The 19049-nt window shown below is 73.7% G+C and carries 21 protein-coding genes; 11 read left to right on the top strand and 10 right to left on the bottom strand.

The window, feature by feature from the left end; translation table 11 throughout:
* Positions 1 to 49 precede the first annotated feature (49 nt).
* Positions 50 to 1438: an SLC13 family permease gene (locus AYX06_RS01280; protein ID WP_062733675.1), complete on the bottom strand. Its 1389-nt coding sequence runs from the start codon at positions 1436 to 1438 to the stop codon at positions 50 to 52.
* Positions 1439 to 1641: 203 nt separating this feature from the next.
* On the opposite strand from AYX06_RS01280, the gene AYX06_RS01275 reads away from it, so the two are divergent.
* From AYX06_RS01275 to AYX06_RS01255, 5 genes are all read left to right on the top strand, one after another.
* The gene (locus AYX06_RS01275) at positions 1642 to 2340 is read left to right on the top strand and encodes a FadR/GntR family transcriptional regulator (protein ID WP_062733672.1); all 699 of its coding nucleotides are present in this window, start codon (positions 1642 to 1644) and stop codon (positions 2338 to 2340) included.
* A 65-nt stretch (positions 2341 to 2405) separates the two neighbouring features.
* A complete protein-coding gene (gene serB / locus AYX06_RS01270; protein ID WP_062733670.1) occupies positions 2406 to 3341 on the top strand; it encodes a phosphoserine phosphatase SerB in 936 nt (311 codons plus the stop codon).
* A gap of 137 nt (positions 3342 to 3478) precedes the next feature.
* Positions 3479 to 5407, top strand: coding sequence for a sensor histidine kinase (locus tag AYX06_RS01265; protein WP_232319430.1), 1929 nt, complete (start codon positions 3479 to 3481; stop codon positions 5405 to 5407).
* On the top strand, positions 5404 to 6066 hold the full coding sequence (locus AYX06_RS01260) for a response regulator (RefSeq protein WP_062733667.1): 663 nt from the start codon (positions 5404 to 5406) through the stop codon (positions 6064 to 6066). The genes AYX06_RS01265 and AYX06_RS01260 overlap by 4 nt, the downstream gene beginning before the upstream one ends.
* Before the next feature lie 165 nt (positions 6067 to 6231).
* Positions 6232 to 6651, top strand: coding sequence for a hypothetical protein (locus tag AYX06_RS01255; protein ID WP_062733665.1), 420 nt, complete (start codon positions 6232 to 6234; stop codon positions 6649 to 6651).
* A gap of 36 nt (positions 6652 to 6687) precedes the next feature.
* On the opposite strand, the gene AYX06_RS01250 is transcribed toward AYX06_RS01255, so the two are convergent.
* Positions 6688 to 7104, bottom strand: coding sequence for a hypothetical protein (locus AYX06_RS01250; protein WP_062733662.1), 417 nt, complete (start codon positions 7102 to 7104; stop codon positions 6688 to 6690).
* An 81-nt stretch (positions 7105 to 7185) separates the two neighbouring features.
* Between AYX06_RS01250 and AYX06_RS01245 the strand changes: the two genes are divergently transcribed.
* Positions 7186 to 7944, top strand: a complete 759-nt coding sequence (locus AYX06_RS01245; RefSeq protein ID WP_062733659.1) for an amidohydrolase family protein — start codon at positions 7186 to 7188, stop codon at positions 7942 to 7944.
* Between the two features lie 41 nt (positions 7945 to 7985).
* Here AYX06_RS01245 and AYX06_RS01240 read toward each other — a convergent pair whose 3' ends face one another.
* Positions 7986 to 8540 (bottom strand): dihydrofolate reductase family protein, encoded by a 555-nt coding sequence (locus AYX06_RS01240; RefSeq protein ID WP_062733656.1) that lies wholly within the window; start codon positions 8538 to 8540, stop codon positions 7986 to 7988.
* A gap of 140 nt (positions 8541 to 8680) precedes the next feature.
* On the opposite strand from AYX06_RS01240, the gene AYX06_RS01235 reads away from it, so the two are divergent.
* Together AYX06_RS01235 and AYX06_RS01230 are read left to right on the top strand one after the other, a co-directional pair.
* The gene (locus AYX06_RS01235; RefSeq protein WP_062733654.1) at positions 8681 to 9094 is read left to right on the top strand and encodes a VOC family protein; all 414 of its coding nucleotides are present in this window, start codon (positions 8681 to 8683) and stop codon (positions 9092 to 9094) included.
* Between the two features lie 68 nt (positions 9095 to 9162).
* A complete protein-coding gene (locus AYX06_RS01230; protein WP_062733652.1) occupies positions 9163 to 9555 on the top strand; it encodes a VOC family protein in 393 nt (130 codons plus the stop codon).
* Positions 9556 to 9607: 52 nt separating this feature from the next.
* On the opposite strand, the gene AYX06_RS01225 is transcribed toward AYX06_RS01230, so the two are convergent.
* The 5 genes from AYX06_RS01225 to AYX06_RS01205 all read right to left on the bottom strand — a co-directional run bounded on the left by AYX06_RS01225 (position 9608) and on the right by AYX06_RS01205 (position 13964).
* Complete coding sequence (locus AYX06_RS01225; RefSeq protein ID WP_062733650.1) at positions 9608 to 10117, bottom strand: SRPBCC domain-containing protein; 510 nt, start codon at positions 10115 to 10117, stop codon at positions 9608 to 9610.
* 207 nt (positions 10118 to 10324) lie between these two features.
* Positions 10325 to 11146: an ABC transporter permease gene (locus tag AYX06_RS01220; RefSeq protein WP_062736810.1), complete on the bottom strand. Its 822-nt coding sequence runs from the start codon at positions 11144 to 11146 to the stop codon at positions 10325 to 10327.
* 11 nt (positions 11147 to 11157) lie between these two features.
* On the bottom strand, positions 11158 to 12183 hold the full coding sequence (locus AYX06_RS01215; RefSeq protein ID WP_084271377.1) for an ATP-binding cassette domain-containing protein: 1026 nt from the start codon (positions 12181 to 12183) through the stop codon (positions 11158 to 11160).
* Positions 12184 to 12393: 210 nt separating this feature from the next.
* The gene (locus AYX06_RS01210; protein WP_062733647.1) at positions 12394 to 13152 is read right to left on the bottom strand and encodes an SDR family oxidoreductase; all 759 of its coding nucleotides are present in this window, start codon (positions 13150 to 13152) and stop codon (positions 12394 to 12396) included.
* 83 nt (positions 13153 to 13235) lie between these two features.
* Positions 13236 to 13964 carry a beta-ketoacyl-ACP reductase gene (locus tag AYX06_RS01205; protein ID WP_062733645.1) on the bottom strand — a complete coding sequence of 243 codons (729 nt, stop codon included), beginning with the start codon at positions 13962 to 13964 and terminating at the stop codon, positions 13236 to 13238.
* Between the two features lie 177 nt (positions 13965 to 14141).
* Here AYX06_RS01205 and AYX06_RS01200 point away from each other — a divergent pair, with 177 nt between their 5' ends.
* The 3 genes from AYX06_RS01200 to AYX06_RS01190 are packed head-to-tail and all read left to right on the top strand — an operon-like array spanning position 14142 to position 15987.
* Positions 14142 to 14663 carry a DUF3099 domain-containing protein gene (locus AYX06_RS01200; protein WP_062733643.1) on the top strand — a complete coding sequence of 174 codons (522 nt, stop codon included), beginning with the start codon at positions 14142 to 14144 and terminating at the stop codon, positions 14661 to 14663.
* A gap of 56 nt (positions 14664 to 14719) precedes the next feature.
* The gene (locus AYX06_RS01195) at positions 14720 to 14998 is read left to right on the top strand and encodes a hypothetical protein (RefSeq protein WP_062733642.1); all 279 of its coding nucleotides are present in this window, start codon (positions 14720 to 14722) and stop codon (positions 14996 to 14998) included.
* Entirely contained in the window at positions 14995 to 15987 is a 993-nt protein-coding gene (locus tag AYX06_RS01190) for an SURF1 family cytochrome oxidase biogenesis protein (RefSeq protein WP_062733640.1), read from the top strand. Before AYX06_RS01195 ends, AYX06_RS01190 begins: the two co-directional genes overlap by 4 nt.
* 15 nt (positions 15988 to 16002) lie before the next feature.
* Here AYX06_RS01190 and mgtE read toward each other — a convergent pair whose 3' ends face one another.
* Both mgtE and AYX06_RS01180 read right to left on the bottom strand, forming a co-directional pair.
* Positions 16003 to 17340, bottom strand: a complete 1338-nt coding sequence (mgtE, locus tag AYX06_RS01185) for a magnesium transporter (protein ID WP_186815637.1) — start codon at positions 17338 to 17340, stop codon at positions 16003 to 16005.
* A gap of 80 nt (positions 17341 to 17420) precedes the next feature.
* Positions 17421 to 19019: an ABC-F family ATP-binding cassette domain-containing protein gene (locus AYX06_RS01180; protein WP_062733634.1), complete on the bottom strand. Its 1599-nt coding sequence runs from the start codon at positions 19017 to 19019 to the stop codon at positions 17421 to 17423.
* Positions 19020 to 19049 lie beyond the last annotated feature (30 nt).

The following is a 19049-nucleotide window of genomic DNA, read 5'->3' as shown; positions in this document are numbered from 1 at the left end:
GGGTCGGGCGAGCGGGGATCGGGCGGGGGTCGGGCGGGGCGGGCGCGGGCTACAGCCAGCCGGGGGCGACCATCACGCCCCAGACGAGCAGGGGGCCGATGACGACGACGCCCGTGGCGTAGACGAGGATCTTCTTGTAGAAGGCGTCGCGGTCCACGCCGGCGGGGGCGTTGGCGAGCACCAGGGCGCCGTTGGTGGAGAAGGGCGAGACGTCCACGATGGTCGAGGAGACCGCCAGGGCGCAGATCAGCCCGGTGGCCCCGACGTCCCCGGCCAGCAGGAAGGGCACGGCCAGGGGGATGAGCGCGGCCAGGATGGCGGTCGAGGACGCGAAGGCGGAGACGACGGCGCCGATGTAGCAGATCAGCAGCGCGGCCAGCAGCGGCATCCCCAGCCCGGCCACCCCGTTGGAGACGTACTCGATGGTGCCGGCCTCCTGCAGCACCCCGACGAAGGTGAGCATGCCGCCGAGCAGCAGCACGGTGGACCAGTCGATCTTGTTGACCGCGCCCTTCTGCGCCTTCGGGGAGACCAGTGCCAGGACGACGGCCACGGTGATGGCCACGAAGCCGACGTCCACGCCGAAGCCCAGGGCGACGACGGCCAGGACGACCAGGCCGATGATGGTGGCGACCTGCGGCACCAGGCTCTCCCGGCCCTCGCCGCCCGTGGCCGCCGGCGGCTCGGAGGAGCCGGCCGGGTCGCGGGGACCGTACATGCCGGAGCCGAAGCCCTTGAACGCCACATCCTTGTCCCCGACGTGGCCGGCGGCGACCTTGCTGCGGGACAGGCGGGCCTCGGCGGCGCGCTCCACGAAGTCCTCGGCGCGGGCGGAGACGAGTCCCCGGCCGCCGAGGGCGAGGAACAGAACGACGGCGATGAGCAGGTTGAAGACCAGGCTGGAGAGGAACACCGCGGTGGGGCTGACGTCCAGGCCGGCCTGGGCCACGATGCCGTTGACGGTCACGCCGTACACGGCGATGGGCGAGAACCCGCCGCCCTGGGCGCCGTGGATGACCATCATGCCCATCATCAGCGGATTGATCCTGTACTTGGCGGCGAAGCTCAGCGCGATCGGGGCGATGATCGCCACGGCCGCCGGGGAGAGGGCGCCCACGGCGGTGATCACGGCCGTGATGAAGAACATGATCCACGGGATCAGCGCCACCCGGCTGCCCACGAGCTTCACGGCGCCCTGGACCAGCAGGTCCACGGTGCCGTTCTTCTGCGCGATCGCGAAGAGGTAGGTGACGCCCACGATGGTCAGGAACAGACCGCCGGGGAACGCCTCGAGGATCTGGTCGGTGTCCATGCCCAGCACGAAGACGCCGAGGACGAAGGCGCCCACGAAGGCCAGCGCGCCCATGTTGACGGGCAGGACGGTCGCCACGACGAACATCGCGGCGAGGATGATGATGGAGAGCACTTCAGGGCCCATGGGTCTGCTTTCTGACGGTGGGCACATGCCCGTGTCGGTCCGTGGCCGCGTGTGATCAGGGCCACAGGTTTTGGACTAGCCAATAGGACACCTGTCCCCTTGTCAACAGGGCGGGTAGCATGAGGGGCAACGATGCGGGGCCGCGGCGCCGCACGACGACGACCCGGGCGCTCCGCCCGGCGCGAGCACGGGGGAGGCCGGCGATGGCAGGGGCCCGGGGACTGGACCGCGTGGAGCGGCCGCGGCTGTACGAGCAGGTGGTCGAGCGGCTGCTGGACCACGTCATCGAGCAACGGCTCCGGCCCGGCGACCGGCTGCCGCCCGAGCGGGATCTCGCCGAGCGGCTGGGGGTCTCGCGCGCCACCGTGGCGCAGGCCCTCGTGGCCCTCGAGGTGCTGGGGGTGATCGACGTCCAGCACGGCAACGGAGCGGTGCTGCGCTACCGGCCCAGCAGCGCGGCGGTGCTGCGCGGGCTGCGCGAGCACACCGACCGGCTGCCCGACATCGTGGACGCCCGCAGCGCCGTGGAGACCAAGATCGCGGAGCTGGCGGCGCTGCGGCGCACCCCCGAGGACCTGGCGGCCGTCGAGGACGCCCTGGAGGTCATGGACCGGGACATCGCCCGGGGCGGACGCGGCCTGCACGGGGACGAGCTGTTCCACGCCGCCGTCACCGCGGCCGCCCACTCCGCCGTGCTGGCCCGCCTCATGACCTTCATCTCCGACCTGGTGCGGGAGACCCGCATCGAGTCGCTGAGCCAGGAGGGCCGGCCCGAGCGGTCCCTCGAGTCGCACCGGACCATTGCCCGGGCCATCCGCGCGCAGGATCCCGCGGCGGCCGCGCGGGCGATGCTCGAGCACATCCGGCTCGTCTCCGACGTCGCGGTGCTCCGGCCCGAGTGACCGACCGGCCCGGGTGAGCACCCGCTGCGGCAGGGGACGGCCGGGCGCCCGGATACACTGACGGCATGACCACCGACCTCGCCGTGATCGCGTTCGCCCAGAATCCGGACCCGGAGGCCCGCGAGCGCATCCTCACCCTCGTGCGGGACACCGGTGCCGAGATCGAGCGGTTCTCCACCGTGCGGGTGACCGGCCCCGGCTCCGCGGGCCCGGACGCGGAGGTGCCCGGCTACAACGCCTTCACCGCCCGCGTGCACGGCAGCGAGGCGTCCGCCCTGCTCGCCGCGCTGCGCCCGGACCCGCTCTCCCAGCTGCTGCCCGGCGTGGACGTCAACGTCGTGCCCGCCACGCTGCTCGACCCGGGGCGCAAGAAGCTGCTGGTCATGGACGTGGACTCCACGCTCATCCAGCAGGAGGTCGTCGAGATGCTCGCCGCCCACGCCGGCCCGGAGGCCGAGGCCGAGGTCACGGCCGTGACCGAGGCGGCCATGCGCGGGGAGGTGGACTTCGCCCAGTCGCTGCTCGCCCGGGTGGAGACCCTCGCCGGGCTGCCCGCGACCGCCGTCGACGAGGTGACCGCCGCCGTGCGCCTGTCCCCCGGCGCGCACGTGCTGATCAAGGCGTTCCTGCGGGAGGGCCACGCCGTGGCGGCGGTGTCCGGGGGGTTCCTGGGCGTGCTCACCCCGCTCGCCGAGCGGCTGCAGCTCACCCGGCACGCCGCCAACCTGCTGGAGGTCGCCGACGGCCGGCTGACCGGCCGGATCGTCGGCGACGTGGTCGACTGCACGGCCAAGGAGCGCTTCCTGCGCACCTGGGCCGCTGAGCTGGACGTCGCCCTCGAGGACGTGATCGCCGTGGGTGACGGCGCCAACGACATCGACATGGTCACCGCCGCCGGCCTCGGCGTGGCGTACAACGCCAAGCCCGCCCTCCGCGCCGTCGCCGACGCCCAGATCAACCTGCCCAACCTGGACGCGGTCCGCTTCTTCGCCGACCTGTGAGCCCGGGGACGGGCCGGCCGGCCCTCCCCCGGGTCACCCGCCCCCGGCGGCCCGTTGCGGACCGCCTCCCGCACGACCGCCCGGCCGGAGGAGGGACCGTGACGACACGCCGACCGCGGCCCGGGTTCCTGGCCCGGATGCTGCTGCTCCACCTGGCGGTGGTCGCGGCCGTCGTGCTCCTGTGCGGCGGGGTCTACGGCTGGCTGACCTACGAGCGGCTGGGCCGCGACGCCGAGCACCAGGCCCTGTCGATCGCCCGGTCGGTGGCCGCCGAGGACGACGTCCGCTCGACCGTCGCCGGGCTGGTCGACGCCGGCCCGGAGGACCTCGATCCCGACGTGCTGGCCGCCGGGGCCCTGCAGGCCTCCGCCGAGGACGTCCGCCGCCGCACCGAATCGCTGTTCGTGGTGATCACCGACGACGACGGGCTGCGGCTCTCCCACCCCAACCCGGCGCAGCTGGGCCGGCCCGTCAGCACGGACCCCACCGAGGCGCTGGCCGGCCGGGAGGTCACCAGCCAGGAGCGCGGCACCCTCGGCCACTCCGCCCGGGCGAAGGTCCCCGTCTACGCCCCCGGCACGGACACCGCCGTGGTCGGCGCCGTCAGCGTGGGCATTTCCCGCGAGGACGTGCTCGCCACCCTGGAGCAGGACATCGCGCCGGTGGCCGCCACCGCCGTCGGGGCGCTGGCGCTGGGCGCCGCGGCCTCCACCGCGATCGCCCGCCGGCTCAAGCGGCTCACCCTGGGCCTGGAGCCCGAGGAGATCACCGAGCTCGTCCAGGACCAGGAGGCCGTGCTGCGCGGGGTGGACGAGGGCGTCATCGGCGTCTCCCCCGGGCACCGCATCACCGTGGTGAACCAGGAGGCGGGGCGGCTGCTCGGCCTCGACGACCCGGCCCGGCTCGTGGGCACGCCCCTGGCCGAGGCGGGCCTGCCGGAGTCCTTCCCCGCCCTGCTCGCCGCGGCCACCCCCGCCTCCCCGGCGGTGGAGCAGGTGGTGGGCCCGCACGTGCTGATCCTCTCGGCCCGCGCCGTGCGGCCCGCCGGGCCGGGGCTGCCCGGCCTGGGCTGGGTGGTGCTCGTGCGGGACCGCACCGAGCTGCAGTCCCTGACCCGGCAGCTGGACGCCGTGGGCGCCCTGAGCACGGCCCTGCGCGCCCAGCGCCACGAGTTCGCCAACCGCCTGCACACCATCTCCGGCCTGCTGGCCCTCGGAGACACGGACGAGGCCCGTCGCTACGTCGCCGAGGTGACGGAGACCGGGCCCCTGACCTATCCCGCCGAGCAGGCCGAGCTGCTGCGGGACCCGTACCTGCAGGCCTTCCTCGGCGCCAAGAGCGTCGAGGCCGCCGAGCGGGGTGTGGTCCTGCGCATCGGCGAGGACACCCTCGTGCGCGGGCAGATCACCGACCCCCAGGACGTCACCACCGTGATCGGCAACCTCGTGGACAACGCCGTGCGCGCCGCGGTCCAGGGTGCCGCGGAGGACCGGTGGGTCGAGGTGGAGCTGCTGGACGAGTGGGCCGGCGGCACCGGCACCCTGCACCTCGTGGTCGCCGACTCCGGCGACGGCCTGCCGGTGGCCGACCCCGAGCCGGTCTTCGCCCAGGGCTGGTCCACGGCCGCGGGTGCCGCTCCGGACGGCGCCGTCGCGGCGCCCGGGCTGCCGGAGGCCCACGGGCAGGGCTTCGGCCTGGCGCTCAGCCGGGAACTGGCGCGCCGCCGGGGCGGGGACGTGTGGGTGACCGATTCCGGCCGGCCGGGCGGTCCCGGAGCCGTCTTCTGCGCGCGGCTGCCCGGCACCGTGGTCCCCGGCACCGTGGTCCCCGGCCACCGGCCCGGGGACCACGGTGCCGGCCGGGCCCCGGCCGGGCCACGGGAGGACGGCCCCCCGGACCTTGGGGCCCGGGGGGCCGGGGCAGGGAGCAGCGGAGTCCGCGCCACCGGGCGGAGCGCCGGAGGATCCGGCGGAGGACCTGACGGACGAACCGACGGACGAACCGACGGACGAACCGACGGACGAACCGACGGACGAACCGACGGAGGAACAGGAGGAACGGGATGAGCGAGGACCTGGTCGTCCTGGTGGTCGACGACGACTTCCACGTGGGGCGGCTGCACGCCGGCTACGTCAACGCCGTGCCGGGCTTCACGGCACTGCCCCCGGTGGGCACGGCCGAGCAGGCCATGCGCACCGTCCACGCGCACCAGCCCGACCTGGTGCTGCTGGACGTGTACCTGCCCGACGCCCTCGGCCTGGACCTGCTGCGCGCCCTGGACGTGGACGTCATCATGCTCACCGCGGCGGCCGATCCGGTCTCCGTCCGGACCGCCGTGCGCCGCGGAGCGCTCGCCTACCTGATCAAGCCCTTCACCGGGCCCCGGCTCGCCCGGACGCTGCGCGCCTACGCCCGGTACCGCCGCCTGCTCGCCGACCGGGACGGGCTCACCCAGGAGGGCGTGGACCGCGCCCTGCACGCGCTGCACCCGGCCGAGGCGGCGCCCGGGGAGCGTCCGCGCTCCGCGACGGAGGCCTCGGTGCTGGCGGCGCTGGAGCCGGGGGCCCCGCTCTCGGCCGCGGAGATCGCCCGGAAGGTCGGCATCTCCCGCGCCACCGCCCAGCGCTACCTCTCCGCGCTGGCCGAGGACGGCTCCGTGGAGATCCAGCTGCGCTACGGCAGCACCGGCCGGCCCGAGCACCGGTACGGGCCCCCCGTCCCCTGACCCTGCCCCCTGACCCCACCCCCTGATCCTGGCGCCCCGGCCCCCGGTCGCCCGTCACGTGGGGCGCCGCCGGCTCCCCAGCGCATAGGATCCCCGTGGGGGCACGAGCGACGGCACCCGCTCCGACCGCCGGCCCCTCTCCTCCACCGACAAGGACCCCACCTCATGCGCCGTTCCCCCGCCGCCGCGCTCGCCGCGACCGCCCTCGCCTCCGTGGTCCTCACCGGGTGCGGGCTCACCACCGACTCGATCGCCGCCAGGATCCCCGCGGGCGGGGCCACCTTCGACGACGCCCTGGAACTGCGCGAGGCCGTCGTCGACGCCGGCGTGGAGTGCCCGGGCGAGGAGCAGCTGCGCGACACCCAGGGCGGCACGGGCAGCACCGTGCTGCCCTGCGACTACAACCTGCTGCTGGCCGTGGCGGACGGCGAGCAGATGACGCAGCAGCTGACGGACAACCTCGAGGCGATCCCCGGGATCCACTACCTGCACGCGGGCAACTGGGTGGTCGCCTCGGACGACCGCGGCCGGCTCGAGCGGGTCCAGGAGGAGCTCGGGGGCGAGATCACCTCCACCGCCTCCTGACCACCGGGCCGCCGCGGCCCGGCCGCACGGGTGGGCTCAGACCCGGCGCAGGTCCAGCCAGTAGACGTCCCGCTCCGTGTCGTGGCGCAGCAGCTTCACCACCGGCCCCTCGTAGACCTCGAACGCCCGGACGACCAGCTCCCGGACGTCCCGGGTGGCCACGGTGACCGTCCCGCCCAGGGCGTCGTCGGCGGTCTCACGCACCACCACCACCCGGCCCGGGTCCACCCAGGAGGCCTCGCCCTCCGCGTCGCGCAGCACGTCCAGGGCGTACTCGAGCTCCTCCGCGCCGGTGTCCGCGAAGACGTCCAGGCGCACGGCCTCGGGATGGCGGCGGGTCAGCTCCTCGGCGACCAGGCGCAGCAGCTTCCGGGCATAGGTCCGCCGGGCACGCTCCAGGGCGTCCTCGGCGGCCCGCAGCGTCTCCTCGGGGGTCAGGATGGTCGTGCTCATCGGCAGACATCCTATGCGCGCCGGCGCCGGAACCCGCGCAGGGACCCGCGAGCCGCCGGACGGGTCGGGCACAATGACAGGATGATCGACGCCCACCTGCACATCGTCGACCCGCGGTTCCCGCTCGAGCCGAACCAGGGCTACGTGCCGGCGGCGTTCACGGTCGCCGACTACACCCGGCGCACCTGCTCCCTGGGCGTCCGCGGCGGCGCCGTGGTCAGCGGCTCCTTCCAGGGCCACAACCAGAGCCATCTGCGGGCGGCGCTGGCCGCACTGGGTCCCGGCTTCGCCGGGGTCACGCAGCTGCCGCCCTCGGTGCCGGACGAGCAGGTCCTGGCGCTGGACCGGATCGGGGTGCGCGCGGTCCGGTTCGCGCTGCGCCGGGGTGCGGACGCGGACCCGGCGCGCATCGAGCGGCTGGCCCGGCGGGTGCACGAGCTCGCCGGGTGGCACGCGGAGTTCTACCTGGACGGATCCGCCCTGGAGCTGCTCGCCCCGGTGCTGCGGCGGCTGCCGCGGGCCTGCGTGGACCACCTGGGCATGACCGCCGACGCGCAGCCGCAGCTGCTGCCGCTCGTGGAGCGGGGGCTCAAGGTCAAGGCCACGGGCTTCGGCCGGCTGGAGCTGGACGTGCCCCGGGCGCTGCGCGAGATCCACGCCGCGGACCCCACGGCGCTGCTCTTCGGCACCGACCTGCCGAGCACGCGGGCGCGGCGGCCCTTCCGGGACGACGACGTGGACCTCGTCGTGGCCGTGCTGGGCGAGGACGCCGCGGCCGCCGTGCTGCACGACAACGCCGCGGCCTGGTACGGACTCCCCCGCCCCGCCGCATCCGCCTGAGCCCGCGCTGCCCGGGGCGCCACCGGCGCGGACCGGGCGCGCTACTCGGGCCAGACCCGCCGCTCGGGGCCCTCCAGGACGTAGCGCAGCTCCACCGCCCCGCCCTCGAAGTGCGTGGTGCGCTGCAGCCGCAGGTCGTGGGCCGTCTCCGTCGGAAGCACGGGGTGCCCGGCCCCCAGCACGATCGGCATGCAGGTCAGCCACAGCTCGTCCAGCAGACCCGCGTCCGCGAACTGGGCCGCCAGCCGGCCGCCGCCCACCACCCACAGGTTGCGCCCGCCCGCGGAGTCCGTCACGGCCTCGGCGTGCACGCCCACCGGCCCGCTGACGAAGCGCAGGTCGGCCCCCGCCGCCCGGGGCAGGTCCCGGTGGGTGAACACCCACACCGGCAGGTCGCCGTAGGCCCACCCGCCCTGCCCCAGGACGAACTCGTAGGTGCTCGCACCCATCGCCAGCGCCCCGACCTCGGTCAGGAACGCGTCGTAGTGCTCCTGGTAGGCCTCGAAGCCGTACTGCAGCAACCAGTCCAGGTGGTTGTCGCGATCGGCGATGTAGCCGTCCGCGCTGGCCGCCACGTAGTACTGCGTCCTGCCCATGGGCACCAGGGTACGCGTGCCCTCGCCGGCCCGGGATCCGTGGGATCGTAACGGACCGGCGGCAACCCTGCCGGTGTTCCGCCCCCGCCGGGGCGGGGCCATGATGGGGGCATCGACCCTTTCGACGCGGAGGACGGCCCATGCCCGTGCAGCTCAACCCCTATCTCACGTTCCGGGACACGGCCGAGGAGGCCATCACCCACTACCGCTCCGTGTTCGGCGGGCAGCTGACGATCAGCCGGTTCGCCGAGTACGGCGCCGGTGACGGTCCGGCCGAGCAGAACAAGGTCATGCACGCGATGCTGACCACCGACCAGGGCCTGGTGCTCATGGCCTCCGACACCCCCGACAGCATGGACCTGACCGTCGGGGACAACATCTCGGTCTCCGTGGGCGGCGACGACGAGGCGGTGCTGCGCCGCTGGTGGGACGGGCTCAGCGACGGCGGGACGGTCACCATGCCCCTCGAGCCGGCGCCGTGGGGCGGTCTGTTCGGCATGTGCACCGACCGGTTCGGCGTCCACTGGATGATCAGCGTCGACGGCGCCGCCTGACCCGCACCCGCCCCGTCCCGTTTCGTTCCACCCCGTCCCGTTCCGCCGCACCGAGGAGGGCCGTCCCCATGCGGATCACCCACACCAGCGTCTTCGTCGACGACCAGCAGCAGGCCCTGCTGTTCTACACCGGCAAGCTGGGCTTCATGGTCAAGCACGACCTGCACACGGGGAGCGGCCGCCGGCTCACCCTCGTCTCCCCCCAGGCGCCCGAGGGCGTGGAGCTCGAGCTGGCGCCCTCCGAGCACCCCGCGGTGGGCCCGTTCCGGGCCGCGCTCGTGGCCGACGGGATCCCCTTCATGAGCTTCGCCGTGCGGGACGTGCAGGCGGAGTACGAACGGCTCGTGGCGCGCGGCGTGCGCTTCGTCCAGCCGCCCACGACGACCGGCACCACCACGACCGCCGTGCTCGACGACACGTGCGGCAACCTCATCCGGATCGAGGGCGGCGGCCCCGCCTGACCGGCGTGCTGGACCCTCCGCCCGGCCACCCCGTCGGGGGCGGGAGCGCCGGTCAGCCGCGTGAGTGCAGCGCGTCGGCCAGCGCCCGGTAGTGCCCGGCCAGGGCCGGGTGGTAGTCCCGGGCGAAGTCCAGCTCGTCCGGATCCCGGCCGCTCTCGGCCGCGACGAGCCGGTCCAGGTAGTACTCCCAGCCGGGGCCGACGGAGTCGAGCTCCCCGGCCGCGGGATACCGGTGCGTCAGCCGCAGCACGGTGGATCCGTCGCCGACCTCGAGGTCCAGGTCCACCCGCCAGGCGTCGGCCGTCGTGCCGAGGGTGACGGCCAGGTGCCGCGGCGGTTCGCACCGGCGGAGGAGCACGGGCTCCGGCTGGTCCGCGCCCTCGGCGGTCATCAGCACCTCGACCCGCCCGGAGGAGGGGTCGCCGCTCCAGGGGCCGTACCAGCGGCCGAGCCGGCCGGGATCGGTGACGGCGGCCCAGAGCTCCTCGAGCGGCGTCTGCAGGGTGCGGGACAGGACGAGGTGCCCCTCGGGGTCGAGGCGTCCGGTGGGCTGTGCGGTCATGACTGCTCCTCGCTGGGCTCCGCGCCGGCCGGGAGGCCAGGGGCGCGGGGCGGTCGGCTCATTGCCGGGTCCCCCATGGGTAGCACCCCCGGCCGGTGCAGGACGTCACACTGCCGTCACCTTCACCGGGCGGGGAGCCCGGCAGGAGGTGGGTCGGGCCCGCGGCCGGCCGGGGCCCGCGCCCGGGGACCGTGCGCGGTTCCACCGCTAGCGCGAGCTCACGCTCGCGAACTTGCGCAGGCACAGCGGCACGAACACCACGAGCAGCAGCACGCTGCCGGCCACCACGGTCAGGACAGGGTGCTGCATCGGCCACACGTCGGGCACGGCAGCGGAGCCGGTGTTGCCGAACAGCTCGCGGGCGGCCTGCACGAGGGCGGAGACGGGATTCCAGTTGGCGAAGGTCTCGAGCGGGCCCGGGAGGTTCTGGGACTGCACGAACGCGTTGGAGATGAACGTCAGCGGGAACAGGATGATGAAGGAGGCGTTGTTCACGGTCTCCGCGCTGCGCACGCTCATCCCCACCAGCGCCATGACCCAGCTGAACGCGTAGCTGAACAGCAGCAGCAGGGCGATCCCGGCGAGGAACGACCCGACCGACGTGGTGAACCGCCATCCGACCACGAAGCCCGTGCCGATCATGATCACCATGGACACGGCGTTGAGCACCAGGTCGCTGTTGGTCCGCCCCACCAGGACCGCCGAGGGGCTCATCGGCAGCGTCCGGAACCGGTCCACGATCCCCTCCTTGAGGTCCTGGGCCATGCCCGCCCCGGAGAACGTGGAGCCGAAGAGCACGGTCTGCCCGAAGATCCCGGCCATCAGGTACTGGGTGTAGTCGGTGCCCTCCACCTGGATCGACCCTCCGTAGACCTGGCTGAACAGGAGCACGAACATCACCGGCTGGAGCGCCGCGAAGACCAGGAGGTCCGGTGAGCGTCGCAGCTTGATGAGGTTGCGCTGGGTGACCGTCCAGCCGTCGGCGGCCCAGGTGCCGAGGGTGGCGCCCGGGCTCGTGGCCCCGGGCATCGTGCGGGTGCTCACCGGTGCCGCCCTTCCCCGGACGCGGCCACGGCGGTGCCGGCGTCCTGCTCGTCCGGGCCGCGTCCCGCCGCGGTCGGGTGCCCGGTGAGCGAGAGGAACACGTCGTCGAGGGTGGGTCGGCGCATGCCGGCGTCGTGCAGGCCCACGCCGGCGGCGTCGAGGTCGGCGAGGATCCGCTGGAGCGCCGGCGGGCCCTCCCGGACGGCGACCTCCAGCTCCCGCCCCTGCTCGGCCGCCACGGGGGCGCCCTCCCCGTGCCGGGCGAGCACGGCCGCGGCCCGCCCGGCGTCGGCGCCGTCCTGCAGCACGACCACGACGCGGTGCCCGCCGACCTGGGCCTTGAGCTCGTCGGGGGTGCCCGACGCGATCACGCTGCCGTCGTCGATGACGGAGATCTCGTCGGCCAGCTGGTCGGCCTCCTCGAGGTACTGGGTGGTCAGCAGCACCGTGGTGCCGTCCGCCACGAGGGAGCGGATCACCTCCCACAGGCCGATCCGGCTGCGTGGGTCGAGACCGGTGGTCGGTTCGTCCAGGAACAGGACACGGGGCCGGATGGCCAGCGCCCCGGCGAGGTCGAGGCGGCGCCGCATGCCGCCCGAGTACCCCTTCACGGGCCGGTCCCCGGCCTCCTCGAGGCCGAACAGCTCGAGCAGCTCCGCGGCCCGGCGGCGGGCGGCGGCCCCGCCCAGGTGGTAGAGCCGGCCCACCATCCGCAGGTTCTCGGTGCCGGTGAGGTTCTCGTCGACCGCGGCGTACTGGCCGGAGGCCCCGATCATCCGCCGGATCCGGGCGGGCTCGGCGACCACGTCCACCCCGTCGATCCGCGCCGTCCCGGCGTCCGGGACGACGAGCGTGGTGAGCACCTTCACAACCGTGGTCTTCCCGGCGCCGTTCGGGCCGAGCAGCCCCTTGACGACGCCTTCCGGCACCGACAGGTCGAGGCCGGCCAGGGCGTGGACGGTGCGCGTGCGCGACCGGTAGGCCTTGGTGAGGCCCTCGACCTCGATGAGCGGACGGGTCATGGCGCGACCCCCTCCCGGGGCGCACGGCCCCTGTCCCGGCCGGTCCCGTGCTGCCTCCGGGGCCGGCCGCCCGATCGACGATGTGAGGAGCGTCTCACCCGCCTCGGACAGTGCACCGGGGCGGGGACGGGGACGGCGCAGCTCCGGCCGGGGACACCCGGGCGGAGCTGCGCCGCTGCCTCGTCGTACGCCGGGGCGGACCCGGCGGGGCTACTTCCGTCCGGCCTGGGCGAGGAAGTCGTCGGCCCCGCCGACGAGCTCCACGTGCCCGGTGGGGACGTCGGCCGTGACCATCCGTGCGATCTCCTCGGCGAACTCCCGCACGGAGTAGAGCTTGCCCGCGGCCTCGCGGCGCTGCTCGAGCGCACCGGGGCGGGCGCGGTTGAGCAGGGTGGCGGTCACCGTGCCCTCGATCATGTCCCCGGAGACCACCACGAACGTGATGCCCTTCTCCGTCAGCTCGGGGATGCGGGCGGTGAGCGTGTCCTCGCCGGCGCGCTTGGACTTCGCGACCTGCACGTACTCGGGCATGGTCTCGACGTCGTTGATGAAGTGCGCCTGGTGGCTGGTCACGAACACCACGCGCCCGCCCTCGGGCAGGTGCTCGAGGGCCGCGGTGAGGGTGTCGTCCTGGGCGTCCCGGTTGAGCCGGAGCGCGTAGTCCTCGCCGAGGTCCGTCTCCATGCCGCCGGAGGCGTTGAGCACCAGCACGTCCACCCCGCCGAAGGCCTCCACGGCCCGGGCGAAGAGGTTGCGGACGTCCTCGGGGGCCGTCATGTCGGCCTGCACCGCGATCGCGTGACCACCGGCCTCCTCGATCTCCCGCACCACCTTGTTGGCGCGAGGGGCCTTCTGCCGGTAGTTGACGACGACGTTGGCGCCCTGGGCGGCGAGCAGCTTGGCGGTGTCGGCGCCGACGCCGCGCGAGGACCCGGTGACGACCGCGGTCTTGCCTGCGAGTGAACTCATGGTGCTCCTTCGGTGGAACGTGTGCGTGGACAGGGCGCGGAGAGCGCGCAGTGGAAGAGGTGCGGGAACGGGGTGGGCGGGGCTCAGTGGCCCATGCCCAGGCCGCCGTCCACGGGGATGACGGCGCCGGAGATGTACTTCGCCTCGTCGGAGGCGACCCAGCGCACCACCGCGGCGACCTCCGCGGGCTCGGCGAAGCGGCCGGCCGGGATCGAGGCGAGGTAGTTCTGCTGGGTGTCCTCGGGCAGGGCCGCGGTCATCTCCGTGTTGATGAAGCCCGGGGCCACGACGTTGGCGGTGACGTTGCGCCCGCCCAGCTCGCGGGTGATCGAGCGGGCCATGCCGACCAGCCCGGCCTTGGAGGCGGCGTAGTTGACCTGTCCGGGCGAGCCGTAGAGCCCCACCACGGAGGAGATGAGCACCACGCGGCCCCGCTTGAGCCGCATGAAGCCCTTCGCGGCGCGCTGGACCACGCGGAAGGCGCCGGTGAGGTTGGTGTCCACGACGTCCTGGAAGTCCTGCTCCTTCATCCGCAGCAGCAGGGTGTCGCGGGTGATCCCGGCGTTGGCGACGACCACCTCGACGGGGCCGAACTCGGCCTCGACCGCCTTGTAGGCCGCGTCGATCGACGCGGCGTCCGTGACGTCGGCCTGCACGGCGAAGAAGCCCTCGGGGGCCTCGCCGGAGCGGTAGGTGACGGCCACGTTGTCCCCGCCGTCCCGGAAGGCCTGCGCGATGGCCCGTCCGATCCCGCGGTTGCCGCCGGTCACGAGGACGGTGCGGGGGGCCGGGCTGCGCTGCTCGTCTGCCATGGGGAACGGTGCCTTTCGGTCGGGGGTCGCCGGGGCCCGCCGTCCGCGCAGGAGGCGGGGCCCGAGGAAGATCCCTCCGATCCTACCGGGCGACCCGGGCGACCGTCCGGTAGCCTCCGGGGAGCCCTGCCGGATGTCGGACCCCGGTGAGAGAATGGAGCGTCTGTTGGGAGGACCATGAGCAATCGCTATCTGACGACCGGCGAGACCGCCGGTCAGGACGACGTCCACTCCATCACGGCCACGGCCGGGTCGCACACGCAGGACATGAACCACCGGATGAAGGTCTACAGCATCCAGATGGGCCTGCGGATCCTGTGCCTGATCGTGTTCGTGGCGGTGGACAACATCTGGGTCCGCGGCGTCGCGATCCTCGGCGTCGCCATCCTGCCCTGGATGGCGGTGCTGCTGGCGAACAGCAACGACCGCTCCACGCGGACCAGCCACTACTACGAGCCGCCGGCGGCCCCGGCGCTGGCGGCCGCCCCCGAACCGGCGCCGTCGGCGGCGCCGCTGGCCATCGACTTCGTGCTCGAGGGCGAGTTCACCACCGGCCACGCGGGGGACGGGGACCAGGACCGCACGGAGGGTCCGAGGACCGGGAGCACCGGGACGAGCCGCACCGCCTTTCCCAGCGGGGACCCGGCTTCCTCCGCTACTGTCGAGGACGACACCTCCCGGCGCCGCGGCGCGGCCTGAGCCCCGCGCGGGCTGCGCCGGGACCCCGACCGCAGACCCTGAGGAGCACGACCGCCGTGGAGTTCGACCTGCTCGGATCGCTGTCCCCGCGAGGGTCCGAGGCTCCCCCGGCCGGACCCGACACCCCCCAGTGCTCCCGCAAGGGCTGCCGCGCGGACGCCGCCTGGCAGATCCGCTGGAACAACCCCCGCATCCACACTCCGGAGCGCCGCAAGATCTGGCTGGCGTGCCCGGACCACCGCGCGGACCTCGAGCAGTTCCTGGGCGCGCGCGGCTTCTGGAAGGACACCGTCCCGCTCGGCCACGAGGGGCCGGCCGAGGAGGGCAGGCCGTGAGCGGCTACCGGTTCCTGCTCAGCGGGAAGTGGCTCCTCTGGTTCCTGCTGGCCTGCGCCGCCGCGGCCGTGGCCGTGTACCTGGGCGGGTGGCAGATGGACCGCAACGACCACCTGGTCGGGGAGAACGCCAAGATCACGCAGAACTACCGGGCCGATCCGCTCACCGGGGACGAGGCGGCGGCCCAGTTCACCGCCCTCGACGAGCGGCTCACCTGGCACCCGGTGACCCTGACCGGGGAGTACCTCACCGAGGACCAGGTCCTCGTGCGCAACCGTCCCCAGGACGGGCGGGTGGGCTACGAGGTCCTCGTCCCGTTCCGCACCCAGGACGGGGACGTGGTCGTGCTGGACCGCGGCTGGATCCCCACCGGCTCGGCCGCCAACGGGATGCCCGACGAGGTCCCCGCCCCGCCCGCCGGCGAGGTCACCGTCACCGCACGGCTGCAGCCCGGCGAACCCGCCGTGGACCGCGGCGCCCCCGAGGGCCAGATCGCCACCATCGACCTCGAGGAGCTCCGGGAACGGTGGGGTCTGCCGATCGGCACGGCCGCCTTCGCGGAGGTCTTCGCCGAGGACCCGGCCCCGGCCGTGGCCCCGGTGCCGCCGCCCGAGCCCGAGATCGACTCCGGACCGCACCTGTCCTACTCCCTGCAGTGGTACGCCTTCGCGGCCCTGTTCTTCGTGGCCTACGGCTACGCCGCCCGGCAGCAGGCCCGCAACGACGAGTGGGACCGCCAGTACGCCGCGGAGATGGAACATCACCTCTCCCAGTTCTACGACGAGGACGGCACCTACATCGGCGAGGGCGACGAGGAGCTCGTCATCCGGCAGATGGAGATGGCCGACGACATGCCCCCGCACCTGAAGTCCCTGATGCGCCCGAAGCCGCAGCGCCGGCGCACCCGCCCCACCTGGGAGGACGAGGAGGACGCCCTGCTGGACGCCCTCGAGCGCGACGCGGCCGGCTCAGGCCGTGCGGACCGCTGACCGGGGTGCGCGCCGTCAGAGCCCCAGTACGGCCGTGGCGATGAGGAAGTACACGACCAGCCCGGAGGCGTCCACGAACGTGGTGATGAACGGATTGGAGAACACCGCGGGGTCGACCCCGAGGGCCCGTGCCAGCAGCGGCATGACACCGCCCACGGTCGCGGCGAGCACGCACACCGACAGCAGCGTCAGGCCGATCACCGCCCCCACCGCCCAGCCGTAGAGCAGGCCCACGCCCAGGAGGCCGACGGTGCCCAGTGCGGCGCCCAGCAGCGCACCGACCCGCACCTCCCGCAAGGCCACGCGCCCGACGTCGCGCACCCGCACGTCCCCGAGGGCCACGGCCCGGGTGACCGTGGTCGCCGCCTGGTTGCCCGTGTTCCCGCCCGTGCCGATCAGCAGCGGGATGAACACGCTCAGCACCACCATCTGCTCCAGCGTGGCCTCGAACACCTCGAGCACCCGCACGGTGAGCGTCGCACCGACCGCCAGGACCAGGAGCCACACGACGCGTGAGCGGACGATGGAGCGCACCGGTGTCGACAGGTACGGCCGCCGCAGCGGTTCCGCCCCGCCCGACCGGGCGACGTCCTCGGACTCGGCCTCCTCGAGGACGTCCAGGGCGTCGTCGAAGGTGAGGATGCCGACCAGCCGGTCGGTTCCGTCGACCACCGGCAGGGCGAGGAGCTTCTCGTCCGCGCACCGGCGAGCGGCCTCCTCCGCCGGTGCATGGGCCTCCACGGTCACCGCCTCGCGCAGGATCTCCCCGACGAGCGCGGACCCGTCCGTGGCGAGGAGGCGCCGGAGACCCACGATCCCGCACAGCCGCTTCTGCTCGTCCAGGACGGGCAGTGCGTAGACGGTCTCGGCGTCGTCGATCCGTTCCAGCACCGCGGCCCGGGCCTGATCCACCGTCATCCGGCGGTCGAGAGCCACGAACTCGGGGCTCATCCTGCGCCCCACCGAGCCGGCGGGGTAGCCCATGACCAGCCCCGTCGCGTCCTGCTCCTCCGGGGAGAGGTCCACCAGCAGGGTGCGGGCCACGGTCGCCGGCAGCTCGTCGAGGAGCTTGACCCGGTCGTCCGGGTCCAGCTCCGCCACGAGTCCGTGGACCTCCTCGGACCGCAGCGCCGTCAGCAGCTCACCCTGCAGCGGCGTGTCGAGGCGTCCGAAGGCCTGGAAGGCGGTCTCGCGCGGCAGCAGCCGGTAGACCACGGCGCGCTCGGACGGTGAGAGACGTTCGAGCAGCTCCACCTGCTCGGACACGTCCCACTGCAGCACCCGGTCACGGACCTCCTCGAGGTCGTGCTGGCGCAGTCCCGCGCGGATCCGGTCCCGGAGCGAGGTGTCCACGTCACGTCCTTCCCTGCCGGGTCGTCCCCGGCCCCTGTCGCAGCGATCCCCCGCGGGCACCCGGGGATCAGGCCGGGGAATCAGGCCAGGGAGATGAGGTCCTGGTACTCCTGGCTCCACAGGTCCTCGGTGCCGTCGGGCAGGATCACCACGCGCTCGGGGTCCAGCGCCTCCACCGCGCCCTCGTCGTGGGAGACGAGCACGACCGCGCCCTCGTAGGTGCGCAGCGCGTTGAGGATCTCGCGGCGGGAGGCCGGGTCCAGGTTGTTCGTCGGCTCGTCGAGCAGCAGCACGTTGGCCGAGGACGCCACGAGCGTGGCCAGCGCCAGACGGGTCTTCTCGCCGCCGGAGAGCACCCCGGCGGGCTTGGAGACGTCGTCGCCCTGGAAGAGGAACGAGCCCAGGACGTTGCGGACCTCCGTGTCGGCGAGGTCCGGGGCGGCGGAGCGCATGTTCTCCAGGACGGTGCGCTGCGGGTCCAGGGTGTCGTGCTCCTGGGCGAAGTAGCCGAGCTTGAGCCCGTGGCCGGGGATCACCTCGCCGGTGTCGGGCTGCGCCTCCCCGGCGAGCATCCGCAGCAGCGTGGTCTTGCCGGCGCCGTTGAAGCCGAGGATGACCACGCGGGAGCCCTTGTCGATGGCGAGGTCGACGTCGTTGAAGATCTCCAGGGACCCATAGGACTTGGACAGGTCCCGGGCGGTGAGCGGGGTCTTGCCGCAGTCGGCGGGCTTGGGGAAACGGATGTTCGCGACCTTGTCGGCCTGCCGCTCGCCCTCCAGGCCCTGCATGAGCCGCTCGGCGCGCTTGATCATCTGCTGGGCGGCCACGGCCTTGCTGGCCTTGGCGCGCATCTTGTTCGCCTGGTCCATCAGCGCGGTGGCCTTCTTCTCCGCGTTGGCGAACTCGCGCTTGCGGCGGTGGGCGTCCTGCTCGCGCTGGAGCAGGTAGTTCTTCCAGCCCATGTTGTACAGGTCGATGACGCAGCGGTTGGCGTCCAGGTACAGGACCTTGTTGACCACCATCTCCATGAGCTCGACGTCGTGGGAGATCACGAGCAGACCGCCCTGGAAGTTCTTCAGGAACTCCCGCAGCCAGACGACGGAATCGGCGTCCAGGTGGTTGGTGGGCTCGTCCAGGAGCATGATGTCGGCGTCCGAGAACAGGATCCGCGCCAGCTCCACGCGGCGGCGCTGACCGCCGGAGAGGGTGCGCAGCGGCTGGCCCAGGATGCGCTCCGGCAGGTCGAGGTTGGAGGTGATCGTCGCGGCCTCGGACTCGGCCGCGTAGCCGCCGCCGGCGAGGAACTCCGCCTCGAGCCGGTCGTAGCCGCGCATCGCCTTGTCCCGCACGGCGTCGTCCTCGGAGGCCATGTCCTGCTCGGCCGCGCGCAGCCGGGCGACGACCCCCGCGAGATTGCGGGCGGAGAGGATCCGGTCCCGGGCGAGCTGCTCCATGTCCTCGACCTTCGGGTCCTGCGGGAGGTAGCCGATCGCCCCCGTGCGCGTGACGCTCCCGGCCGCGGGCAGGGTCTCCCCCGCGAGGACCTTCGTCATCGTCGTCTTGCCGGCGCCGTTGCGGCCGACGAGCCCGATCTTGTCTCCCTTGTCCACGCGGAAGTTGACCTCGTCCATGAGCAGCCGGGCACCGGCACGCAGTTCGAGGTTCTGGACAGTGATCACGGAGGAGACCTTTCGGCAGGGTGCGGGGCG

Origin of the sequence: Kocuria turfanensis (assembly GCF_001580365.1) — a bacterium.
Lineage (GTDB): Bacteria > Actinomycetota > Actinomycetes > Actinomycetales > Micrococcaceae > Kocuria > Kocuria turfanensis.
This window is presented reverse-complemented; position numbering and strand designations above follow the sequence as displayed.

Bases quoted from the DNA above. Each gene is read 5' to 3' on its own strand.
- AYX06_RS01230 (WP_062733652.1), top strand. From the start codon at position 9,163: ATGCGGATCACCCACACCAGCGTCTTCGTCGACGACCAGCAGCAGGCC.
- AYX06_RS01255 (WP_062733665.1), top strand. From the start codon at position 6,232: ATGCGCCGTTCCCCCGCCGCCGCGCTCGCCGCGACCGCCCTCGCCTCC.
- AYX06_RS01240 (WP_062733656.1), bottom strand. From the start codon at position 8,540: ATGGGCAGGACGCAGTACTACGTGGCGGCCAGCGCGGACGGCTACATC.
- AYX06_RS01210 (WP_062733647.1), bottom strand. From the start codon at position 13,152: ATGAGTTCACTCGCAGGCAAGACCGCGGTCGTCACCGGGTCCTCGCGC.
- AYX06_RS01275 (WP_062733672.1), top strand. From the start codon at position 1,642: ATGGCAGGGGCCCGGGGACTGGACCGCGTGGAGCGGCCGCGGCTGTAC.
- AYX06_RS01215 (WP_084271377.1), bottom strand. From the start codon at position 12,183: ATGACCCGTCCGCTCATCGAGGTCGAGGGCCTCACCAAGGCCTACCGG.
- AYX06_RS01245 (WP_062733659.1), top strand. From the start codon at position 7,186: ATGATCGACGCCCACCTGCACATCGTCGACCCGCGGTTCCCGCTCGAG.
- AYX06_RS01220 (WP_062736810.1), bottom strand. From the start codon at position 11,146: ATGCCCGGGGCCACGAGCCCGGGCGCCACCCTCGGCACCTGGGCCGCC.
- serB (WP_062733670.1), top strand. From the start codon at position 2,406: ATGACCACCGACCTCGCCGTGATCGCGTTCGCCCAGAATCCGGACCCG.
- AYX06_RS01280 (WP_062733675.1), bottom strand. From the start codon at position 1,438: ATGGGCCCTGAAGTGCTCTCCATCATCATCCTCGCCGCGATGTTCGTC.
- AYX06_RS01205 (WP_062733645.1), bottom strand. From the start codon at position 13,964: ATGGCAGACGAGCAGCGCAGCCCGGCCCCCCGCACCGTCCTCGTGACC.
- AYX06_RS01200 (WP_062733643.1), top strand. From the start codon at position 14,142: ATGAGCAATCGCTATCTGACGACCGGCGAGACCGCCGGTCAGGACGAC.
- AYX06_RS01225 (WP_062733650.1), bottom strand. From the start codon at position 10,117: ATGACCGCACAGCCCACCGGACGCCTCGACCCCGAGGGGCACCTCGTC.
- AYX06_RS01265 (WP_232319430.1), top strand. From the start codon at position 3,479: ATGCTGCTGCTCCACCTGGCGGTGGTCGCGGCCGTCGTGCTCCTGTGC.
- AYX06_RS01250 (WP_062733662.1), bottom strand. From the start codon at position 7,104: ATGAGCACGACCATCCTGACCCCCGAGGAGACGCTGCGGGCCGCCGAG.
- AYX06_RS01260 (WP_062733667.1), top strand. From the start codon at position 5,404: ATGAGCGAGGACCTGGTCGTCCTGGTGGTCGACGACGACTTCCACGTG.
- AYX06_RS01235 (WP_062733654.1), top strand. From the start codon at position 8,681: ATGCCCGTGCAGCTCAACCCCTATCTCACGTTCCGGGACACGGCCGAG.